This window comes from Aminobacter sp. P4_H6_2 (genome assembly GCF_056400805.1).
Genome location: NZ_JBFUKO010000128.1, coordinates 1 through 10,789 on the forward strand (window position 1 = coordinate 1; position 10,789 = coordinate 10,789).

5 protein-coding genes and 1 riboswitch are annotated in these 10,789 nt (G+C 62.4%); of the genes, 2 read left to right on the forward strand and 3 right to left on the reverse strand.

Features of this window, described 5'->3' with window-relative positions; genetic code table 11:
• Nucleotides 1-79, reverse strand: a riboswitch (cobalamin riboswitch). This riboswitch is flagged as partial in the annotation.
• Between the two features lie 68 nt (nucleotides 80-147).
• Nucleotides 148-1,035: a UTP--glucose-1-phosphate uridylyltransferase GalU gene (gene galU, locus AC1DUU_RS12150; RefSeq protein WP_476783671.1), complete on the reverse strand. Its 888-nt coding sequence runs from the start codon at nucleotides 1,033-1,035 to the stop codon at nucleotides 148-150.
• A 249-nt stretch (nucleotides 1,036-1,284) separates the two neighbouring features.
• Here galU and AC1DUU_RS12155 point away from each other — a divergent pair, with 249 nt between their 5' ends.
• Complete coding sequence (locus AC1DUU_RS12155) at nucleotides 1,285-2,511, forward strand: lytic murein transglycosylase (RefSeq protein WP_476783672.1); 1,227 nt, start codon at nucleotides 1,285-1,287, stop codon at nucleotides 2,509-2,511.
• A 16-nt stretch (nucleotides 2,512-2,527) separates the two neighbouring features.
• Nucleotides 2,528-3,769: an SGNH/GDSL hydrolase family protein gene (locus AC1DUU_RS12160; RefSeq protein WP_476783673.1), complete on the forward strand. Its 1,242-nt coding sequence runs from the start codon at nucleotides 2,528-2,530 to the stop codon at nucleotides 3,767-3,769.
• Between the two features lie 454 nt (nucleotides 3,770-4,223).
• On the opposite strand, the gene AC1DUU_RS12165 is transcribed toward AC1DUU_RS12160, so the two are convergent.
• Entirely contained in the window at nucleotides 4,224-5,678 is a 1,455-nt protein-coding gene (locus tag AC1DUU_RS12165; protein WP_476783674.1) for a glutamate synthase subunit beta, read from the reverse strand.
• Nucleotides 5,679-5,799: 121 nt separating this feature from the next.
• A complete protein-coding gene (gene gltB, locus AC1DUU_RS12170; protein ID WP_476783675.1) occupies nucleotides 5,800-10,530 on the reverse strand; it encodes a glutamate synthase large subunit in 4,731 nt (1,576 codons plus the stop codon).
• Nucleotides 10,531-10,789: the final 259 nt, after the last annotated feature.

Here is a 10,789-nt window from a genome sequence, read left to right on the forward strand (position 1 = left end):
GCGTTGGGCACGCCACGGATTTGCACCGTGTTCCCGATTCTCCCGCATCGCTGCGGGCACCTGGCAGGACATGTCTATCTGGAGCAGGCCCCGATGGCCATCGCTCCGCGCGCCCAAAATTGACGCGCGGGCGACATTGCAGCCGCTTTAGCGGCCCGGCTTCATCTCGTGCAGCAAGCCTTCGATGACACCGGCCATGCTTTTGCTGAGATCCGAACGCGACAGGGCAAATGCGACATTGGCTTCGACGAAGCCTTCCGGCGAGCCGCAGTCGAAGGTGCGGCCGCGATAGTGGTAGCCGTAGAAACGCTGCTGCTTTTCAAGCTTCAGCATCGCGTCGGTGAGCTGGATCTCGTCGCCGGCGCCACGCTCCTGGCTTGCCAGGATGTTGAAGATCTCAGGCTGCAGGATGTAGCGGCCATTGATGAAAAGGTTGGAGGGTGCCGTACCCTGCTTCGGCTTTTCCACCATGCCTTCGATTTCGAAGCCGGTGTGGACGGCCTTGCCCTGTCCGACGATGCCGTATTTGTGCGTCTCGGCGGGATCGCACTCCTGCACGGCGATAATATTGCTGCCGGTTTCGGCGTAAAGCTCGACCATCTCGCGCATGCAGCTCTTTTCCGACTGCATGATCATGTCGGGCAAAAGCAGTGCGAAAGGTTCGTCGCCGACCAGTTCGCGCGCGCACCAAACCGCATGGCCAAGGCCAAGCGGCACCTGCTGGCGGGTGAAAGAGGTCTGGCCCGGCCCTGGCTGGAGCCGCTGCAGCCGTTCAAGCTGTTCGATTTTGCCGCGCTGTGCCAGCGTGTCGTAGAGTTCGAACTGGACGTCGAAATGATCTTCGATGACCGCCTTGTTGCGGCCGGTGACGAAGATGAAATGCTCGATCCCAGCCTCGCGTGCCTCGTCGACCACGTATTGAATCACCGGACGGTCGACAACAGTCAGCATTTCCTTCGGGATCGACTTGGTGGCAGGCAGAAAACGCGTGCCCAAACCCGCGACCGGAAAAACTGCCTTGCGAACTCTCTTCATGCTTCATCGTCCGATAGAAGATTACGGGTATCGAGAAGTGACATTGTCACGCCCGAATTGAGGAATACTGAACGCGATCACATATTCAGGGACAGGGGGCAAGACCACCGATCACGCGATCTTGATTGTCCCGCCCATTGGGGAGACAATCCCCAGGGGCGTTTTTCGTTCCCCAGGGGACCATGGTAAACTGATTGCTAACCGGCTTCGGCGATGAATCGACTTTCTGATCTCTCCAAGGAGGAAAGAATGCCCCTTCGCATTACCGCCAAGAGTCTCGCAGGCGTTGCCGCGATCGCTGGTCTTTCGCTCGCGCTGCTGTTGCCTGCTGGCCCGGCGGCGGCCGAGGCCGGCTTCGAACGCTGGGTCGCGAGCTTCCGTTCGGTAGCCGCCGACAACGGAATCTCCCGCGCGACCTATGATCGTGCCTTTCGCGGCGTAACCTCGGCCGATCCAGAGGTGCTGGAAAAAGCCCGCTTCCAGCCGGAATTCACCGCACCGGTATGGGACTATTTCGACAATCGCGTGCATGATCAGTCGATTGCAGTCGGCCGCGAGATGGCACGCAAGTGGAAGCCGTGGCTCGATCGCATCGAGGCCAGCTACGGTGTCGACCGCTACATCCTGCTCGCCATCTGGTCGATGGAATCGAACTACGGCGAGATTCTCAAGAACGACAAAGTGATGCGCAATGTCGTGCGCTCGCTGGCAACGCTCGCCTATGGCGACCAGCGCCGGGCGAAATTCGCCCGCACCCAGCTGATCGCGGCACTCAAGATCCTGCAGCGTGGCGACATCGACGAAAGCCACCTCGTCGGCTCCTGGGCAGGTGCGATGGGCCACACCCAGTTCATCCCGACCAGCTACCAAGCCTATGCCGTCGACGCCGACGGCAATGGCAAGCGCGACATCTGGAACTCCGTACCCGACGCACTCGCCACGGCCGCCAATCTCTTGAAGAAAAATGGCTGGCAGGCCGGCAAGACCTGGGGCTACGAGGTCGTCTTGCCCCAGGGACAGAAATTCCCTTCGGGATCGATGACGCTCGACAAATGGGCAGCACTCGGCGTCGAACGCGCCAATGGCAAGGCTTTCAGGCGCGGTTCGGACGTGGCCACCCTCAAGGTGCCGGACGGACGCGGTGGACCGGCTTTCCTGATGACCAAGAACTTTTCGGTCATCAAGCGCTACAACAACGCCGACAAATACGCGCTCGCCGTTGGCCTTCTTGCCGACGAGATCGCGGGCTACGGTGGCCTGGTACAGGACTGGAAGCGGCCGTTCACCAAGCTCAGCTTCGAAGAGAAGCAGGAGCTGCAGAAGCGACTGTCGGCGCATGGCTATTACGACGGCAAGAGCGACGGCAAGATCGGCGAAGGTTCGCGCTCGGCGATCAAGGCGTTCCAGGCACAGCTGGGCTTGACGCCGGACGGCCACCCGAGCATGGAAGTGCTCAAATCGCTGCGGCGCAATTAGCAACCGGAGGCTGCATTTGGCATCGGCACGACGTTCAAGGTTTTTGCTCTTGCGCCTGACGATGCCACTGGTCGCGGTGGCGGTCGCCTTGACCGCCATCTCGTCCACAATGCCAACCCCGGCGGCAGCCCAGGAAGGCATATTGCGGCGCTGGTCGCTGCGCGACCTGTTCACCCCGTTCCGCCAGCCTCGCGTCGATCCCTACATCTACGAGCAGCCGCGGGCCCCGCAGCGCGTGATCCGCAAGGCGCCGCGCAGGCCGAAGTCGACGGTCGATGCAGTCAGCAGGCCGGCCGAACCGGCCGTTCCGGTGATTGAAAAACTGCCCGATGCCAAGGTCGTTCTGGTCATCGGCGACTTCATGGGCGCCGGCATCGCCGAGGGACTGAGCGCCGTCTTCGCCGAAAACGCCAAGGTCCGCGTGGTCGACAAGACCAACGGCTCCTCAGGCTTCGTGCGCGACGACTATTACAACTGGCCCGAGAAGGCCAAGGCGCTTATCGAGCAGGAAAAGCCAGCCGCCATCATCGTCATGATGGGCTCCAACGACCGCCAGCAGATGAAGGTCGGCGACAGCCGCGAGCCGCCGATGAACGCGGTCTGGACCAAGGAATACAAAGCCCGCACCGAAGCGCTGGCCAAGACCATTTCCGCCACAAAGGTGCCGTTCCTGTGGGTCGGCATGCCCGCCTTCAAATCACCGAAGGCGAGTACCGACATGCTCGTCTTCAACGACATCTATCGTGCCGCAACAGAAGCCGCCGGCAGCGAATTCGTCGATGTCTGGGGCGGCTTTGTCGATGAAGGCGGCGCCTTCGTCACCAGCGGTCCCGACATCAACGGCCAGCCGGTGCGCCTGCGCGCCGACGACGGCATCAACGTCACCCGCGCCGGCAAGCGCAAGCTCGCCTTTTATGCAGAAAAGCCGCTGAACAAGCTGCTCGGCATCACCCCTCAAGGCACCGAGGCTGTGCTGCCAGCAAGCCTGCCACAGGCAACGCCGGGCGAGCTCAACGTGCCCGTCAATATCGACCGGACGGTGCCCATCTCGCTTTCGGACCCCGAGCTCGACGGCGGCAGCGAATTGCTGGGCGCGCAAACAGCTGCCAAAGGCGACCCGCACTCACCCGGCGAAAAGCTTGTCGTGCAAGGCATTGCGCCGGCAGCGCCTGCCGGTCGCGCCGACGATTTCTCCTGGCCGCCCAAGCCACTGCCAGCCGGACAAGGCACCGAGACGACGACAGCGATCAAGCGGTAGTTTGGTCGTGCGTCCTTCGAGGCTCGCCCGCGAAGGTTCGGATCAATCCTTGAGATGCCAGTAAAGGCTCGCACCTCAGGATGAGGACCGTCGCTGCGTTGGCAGTTACCAAGGTGATTACTGTCGCAGCCCCATCCGGATGGGAAAGCCGGCACCGACCGTCCTCATCATCCTGAGGTAAGAGCCCTCACCTACAGTCCCCAGGCCAAGTACAAGCAATTTGTGGGCGAGCCGCCAAGGTTCGGATCATTCTTTCGATGTCAGTGAAGGCTCGCATCTCAGGATGAGGACCATCGCTGCGTTGACAGATACCAAGGTGATTACTGTCGCAGCCCCATCAGGATGGGAAGGCCGGCACCGACCGTCCTCATCCTGAGGTGCGAGCCCTCACCTACAGTCCCGAGCTAGGTGCAAGCACTTGTGGGCGAGCCTCGAAGGACGCACCCACATCGCCTCAGCGTGGCAAAACGCTCGAACCCATAAGCGCGACATCGATCGAGTGCGCGGCCTGACGACCCTCGCGGATCGCCCAGACCACCAGCGACTGACCGCGGCGCACGTCGCCGGCGACGTAGAACTTGTCGACATTGGTCTTGTAGTCTTGGTCGTTGGCCGCGACATTGGTCGAGCGACGGTTGTCGGTGGTGATGTCGAGCTTGCCTTCGAGCTCCTTGACCAGGCCGTCGGCGAGCGGGCCGGCAAAGCCAATGGCGATGAAGGCGAGATCGGCGCGGATGACGAACTCGGTGCCCGGGATCGGCTTGCGCTTGTCATCGACCTCGCAGCACTTGACGCCAGTCAGCTGGCCTTCTTCGCCGATGAACTCAAGCGTCGCCACCTGGAACTCACGCTGCGCGCCTTCGGCCTGCGAGGACGAGGTGCGCATCTTTGTCGCCCAATAAGGCCACACGGCGAGCTTGTTTTCCTTTTCCGGCGGCTGCGGGCGGATGTCGAGCTGGGTGACACGCACAGCACCCTGGCGGAATGCGGTGCCGACGCAGTCGGACGCGGTGTCGCCACCGCCGACAACAACGATATGCAGGCCGCTTGCGACGATCGGCTCTGACGGCCATGCCACCGACTGGATATCCTCGCCGCCGACACGCTTGTTCTGCTGGACGAGATAAGGCATCGCGTCGTGCACGCCTTCAAGATCGTCGCCCGGAATGCCGGCAGGGCGCGGCGTCTCGGAGCCGCCGCAATAAAGCACGGCATCATGTTCGGCCAGAAGCTCGGCGACCGGCTTGTCGACGCCGACATTGACGCCGCAATGGAAGGTCACACCCTCGCCCGTCATCTGCTCGACGCGGCGGTCGATATAGTGCTTCTCCATCTTGAAGTCGGGGATGCCGAAGCGCAGCAGTCCGCCGGGGCGGCTCTCGCGCTCATAGAGATGCACATCGTGGCCAGAGCGGCCAAGCTGCTGGGCGGCCGCCATACCGGCCGGGCCCGAGCCAATGACGGCAACCTTCTTGCCGGTCTTCTTCTCAGGCGGATAAGGCCTGATGTAGCCAGTCTCGTAGGCCTTGTCGGCAATGGCCTGCTCGACGGTCTTGATGGCGACCGGAATGTCCTCGAGGTTCAGAGTGCAGGCTTCCTCGCAAGGAGCGGGGCAGATGCGGCCGGTGAATTCGGGGAAATTGTTGGTCGAATGCAGGTTGCGGATCGCGTTGTCCCAGTCGCCATTGTAGACGAGATCGTTCCAGTCCGGGATCTGGTTGTGCACCGGACAGCCCGTCGGGCCATGACAGAAGGGAATGCCGCAATCCATGCAGCGCGCGGCCTGCTTTTCAACTTCCTTGTCCGACATCGGCAGCGTGAATTCGCGGAAATGCCGGATGCGGTCGGAAGCCGGCTGGTACTTGTGCACCTGCCTGTCGATTTCGAGAAAACCTGTAACCTTGCCCATAGTCTAACTTTCGTCAGTCTGGCCTCGCGGGAACCTCGCGGGCGTATCGTTCCACCACTTCCAATGAAGCATGCGATGGCGTGCGTCCAATTGGCCGCTACGCCGGCAGGTAAAGTCGCGGCTATTCCGCCGCGACCCCCATCCTCATGCGTTCCATCTCGATCAGCGCGCGGCGGTACTCGACCGGCATGACCTTGCGGAATTTCGGACGGTAGCTCGCCCAGTCGTCGAGGATCTGTTTGGCGCGCGTCGAACCGGTGTAGTGCATGTGGCTCGAGATCAGCTGCACCAGGCGCTCCTCGTCGTGGCGGGTCATGTCGCCTGACACGTCGACGCGGCCCATATGGGCGATGTCGCCGCCGTGATGGTGCAGTTTTTCGAGCATGTCGTCCTCTTCAGGGACCGGCTCGAGCTCGACCATCGCCATGTTGCAGCGTTCGGCGAAGTCGCCGTCCTCGTCAAGCACGTAGGCCACGCCACCCGACATGCCGGCCGCGAAGTTGCGCCCGGTCTTGCCGATGACGACGACAACGCCGCCGGTCATGTATTCGCAGCCATGGTCGCCCACGCCTTCGACAACGGTGACGGCACCGGAGTTACGGACGGCGAAACGCTCGCCAGCCACGCCGCGGAAGTAGCACTCGCCCTCTGTCGCACCGTAAAGCACGGTGTTGCCGACGATGATCGACTCCTCGGCGAGGATCTTGGAATCCTCTGGCGGACGGATGATGATACGACCGCCCGACAAGCCCTTGCCGACATAGTCGTTGCCGTCGCCGACAAGCTCGAAGGAAATGCCGCGAGCAAGGAACGCACCGAAGGACTGGCCGGCGGTACCCGTCAGCTTGACCGAAATGGTATCCTCGCGCAGGCCCTTGTGCTTGAAGCGCTTGGCAACCTCGCCCGACAGCATCGCGCCGGTCGAGCGGTCGACGTTGCGGATCGTCGCCTCGATCTTCACCGGCTGGCGGGACTCGAGTGCGGACTTTGCCTCGGCGATCAGCCTGCGGTCGAGCACGTCGTCGATCGGATGCTTCTGGCGCTCGGTCCAGTGAACCGCTTCGCGCGGCGCATCCGGCTTGAAGAACACCTTGGAGAAGTCGAGCCCGCGTGCCTTCCAGTGGTTGATCAGCTCGCGCTTTTCCAGAAGGTCGGCATCGCCGATGATCTGGTCGAGATGGGTGTAGCCCATCGCGGCAAGCAACTCGCGAACCTCTTCAGCCACGTAGAAGAAGTAGTTGATGACGTTCTCGGGCGTGCCCTTGAAGCGCTTGCGCAGCACCGGATCCTGGGTGGCGACGCCAACTGGGCAAGTGTTGAGATGGCACTTGCGCATCATGATGCAGCCCACAGCGATCAGCGGTGCTGTCGAGAAGCCGAACTCGTCGGCCCCCAGCAGCGCGCCGATGACGACGTCGCGACCTGTGCGCAGGCCACCGTCGACCTGCAGCGCCACGCGGCTGCGCAGACCGTTCAACACCAGCGTCTGGTGCGTTTCGGCAAGGCCCATTTCCCACGGGCTGCCGGCATGCTTGAGCGAAGTGAGCGGCGAAGCACCGGTGCCGCCGTCATAGCCGGAGATGGTGATGTGATCGGCGCGCGCCTTGGCGACACCGGCCGCGACCGTGCCGACACCCACTTCCGACACCAGCTTGACCGACACGTCTGCCGCCGGATTGACGTTCTTCAGGTCGTAGATCAGCTGCGCCAGATCTTCGATCGAATAGATGTCGTGGTGCGGCGGCGGCGAAATCAGGCCGACGCCCTGCGTGGAATGCCGGGTCTTGGCGATGGTCGCATCGACCTTGTGGCCGGGCAGCTGGCCGCCCTCGCCGGGCTTGGCGCCCTGTGCCACCTTGATCTGCATCATGTCGGAGTTGACGAGATATTCCGTCGTCACGCCGAAGCGGCCGGAAGCCACCTGCTTGATCGCCGAACGCTCGGGATTCACCGAACCATCGGGCAGCGGCAGGTAACGATCGGGCTCCTCGCCGCCCTCGCCGGTGTTCGACTTACCGCCGATCCGGTTCATGGCAATGGCGAGCGTGGTGTGCGCCTCGCGGCTGATCGAGCCGAAGGACATCGCCCCGGTAGAGAAGCGCTTGACGATCTCGGCGGCCGGCATCACGTCGTCGATCGCGACAGGCTTGCGGCCGGTCTCTTCAGCCAACTTGATGTGGAACAGGCCGCGTATGGCCTGGGCACGCGCGGTCTCGCTGTCGATCTGGGCGGAGAACTCCTTGAAGGTCGACCACGAGCCCGTGCGAACCGCGTGCTGTAGCGAGGCGACCGCATCGGGAGACCACATGTGGGCTTCGCCACGCATGCGGTACATGTATTCGCCACCCACTTCGAGCGCGTTGCGCAGCACCGGGTCGGGACCGAAGGCCGACTCGTGACGGCTGACGGTCTCGGCCGCGATTTCCTCGAGGCCGACGCCTTCGATATTGGTCGCGGTGCCGGTGAAGTACTTGTCGACAAAGTCGGTCTTGAGGCCGATCGCGTCGAAGATCTGYGCGCCGCAATAGGACTGGTAGGTCGAGATGCCCATCTTGGACATGACCTTGAGGATGCCCTTGCCAATCGACTTGATATAGCGGCCGACGATTTCGGAAGCGTCGACCTCGGGCGGAAACTCGCCGCGCTTGTGCATGTCGATCAGCGTGTCGAAGGCGAGATACGGGTTGATCGCCTCCGCACCGTAGCCGGCGAGACAGCAGAAGTGGTGCACCTCGCGCGGCTCGCCCGATTCGACAACGAGGCCGACCGACGTGCGCAGGCCCTTGCGGATCAGGTGATGATGCACCGCAGCCGTTGCCAGAAGCGTCGGGATGTCGATGCGGTCCGGCCCGATCTGGCGATCGGACAGGATGATGATGTTGTAGCCGCCGGCTACCGCCGCCTCGGCACGCTCGCATAGCCGCTCGATGGCAGCCGGCATGCCGGCTGCACCCTCGGCCGCGGAATAGGTGATGTCGATCGTCTTGGTGTCGAACCTGTCTTCCGTGTGGCCGATCGAGCGGATCTTTTCCAGATCGCCATTGGTCAGGATCGGCTGGCGCACCTCGAGCCGCTTGCGTCGCGACGAGCCGACGAGATCGAAGATGTTCGGCCGCGGTCCGATGAAGGACACAAGGCTCATCACCAGTTCCTCGCGGATCGGGTCGATCGGCGGGTTGGTGACCTGGGCGAAGTTCTGCTTGAAATAGGTGTAAAGCAGCTTTGCCTTGTCCGACATCGCCGAGATCGGCGTGTCGGTGCCCATCGAACCCACGGCTTCCTGGCCGGTCGTCGCCATCGGCGACATCAGGAGCTTGGTGTCTTCCTGGGTGTAGCCGAAGGCCTGCTGGCGATCGAGCAGCGAAACGTCCTTGCGCAGCTCGCGCGGCTCGACCGGCTTGAGTTCTTCAAGGATCAGCTGGGTGTTGGCGAGCCAGGTCTTGTAGGGGTGCTTCGTTGCGATCTCGGACTTGATCTCCTCGTCCGAAATGATCCGGCCCTTGACTAGGTCGATCAGCAGCATCTTGCCCGGCTGCAGGCGCCACTTCTTGATGATGCTCTTCTCATCGACCGGCAGCACGCCAGCCTCGGACGCCAGGATCACGCGGTCGTCGTCAGTGACGATATAGCGTGCCGGGCGCAGGCCGTTGCGGTCAAGCGTAGCGCCGATCTGGCGGCCATCGGTGAAGGCAACCGCCGCCGGACCGTCCCAAGGCTCCATCAAAGCCGCATGATATTCGTAGAATGCCTTGCGATCAGCGCCCATCGACTTGTTGCCGGCCCAGGCTTCCGGGATCAGCATCATCATGGCATGCGCGAGCGAATAGCCGCCCTGGAACAGGAACTCGAGCGCATTGTCGAAGCAGGCGGTGTCCGACTGCCCTTCGTAGGAGATCGGCCACAGCTTGGAGATGTTGTTGCCGAACAGCTCGCTGTCCACCGACGCCTGGCGCGCCGCCATCCAGTTGTTGTTGCCGCGCACCGTGTTGATCTCGCCATTATGCGCGACCATGCGGTAGGGGTGCGCCAGCTTCCACGAAGGGAAGGTGTTGGTCGAGAAACGCTGGTGAACCAGGATCAGCGCCGTCTCGAAGCGCGGATCGGCAAGGTCCTTGTAGTAGGCGCCAACCTGGAAGGCCAGGAACATGCCCTTGTAGACGATGGTGCGCGCCGACAGCGACACGCAATAGGCGCCGATGTCCCTGTTGTTGTTCTCGGCATAAATGCGTCCCGATATCACCTTGCGCAGCAGATAAAGCCGCGCCTCATATTCCTCGTCGTCGTCGATTTCAGGCGTGCGGCCGATGAACACCTGGCGATGGAACGGCTCGGACGCAACGATCTCCGGCGCCTTCGACAGCGAGGAGTTGTCGACAGGAACGTCGCGGAAGCCGATCAGCGGCAGGCCTTCTGACTGTGCCGACTCGCGAATGATGTCGTCGATATGATCGCGAAGCGCCTGATCCCTGGGCATGAACCAGTGGCCGACACCGTATTGGCCAGCCGCCGGCAGCTCGATGTCCTGCTTGGCCATCTCTTCGCGGAAGAACCTGTCGGGGATCTGCACCAGAACGCCGGCGCCATCGCCCATCAGCGGATCAGCGCCAACTGCGCCGCGGTGCGTCAGGTTGTTGAGCATGAACAGACCGTCCTTGACGATCTGATGCGACTTCACGCCCTTCATCTGGGCGATGAAGCCGACGCCGCAGGCATCATGCTCATTGCGCGGGTCATAAAGGCCATGCGCTGCATAGCCGGTGGGGGTTCGGAGATGATCGGTTTTATTGTTGGCCGCTTTCGTCTGCGCGGCCGGCACAAAACCCGTCGTCACAGATGGCGTCAACTCCGTCATCGTCTCGTTCTCCATTATGGCCCTGTCGGGCAATCCACGTTGGGACGGCAGGGGTTGCCCGTCCCTGTTATGCCGATATTGCTATCGATATTCTCTGCGGCTCGATGCCGGCGACCGGCACTAAACCGCGGGTCTGGGGGAACAGGACGGAAGGCTTTCCGCCCAAAGCTCCACCCGCGCTCGCAGCGGAAGCCGGACGGGGCGTCATCATACGCCAAATCCGGTTCGCTTTGGGCAGATAAATAAGACAGCACTACTG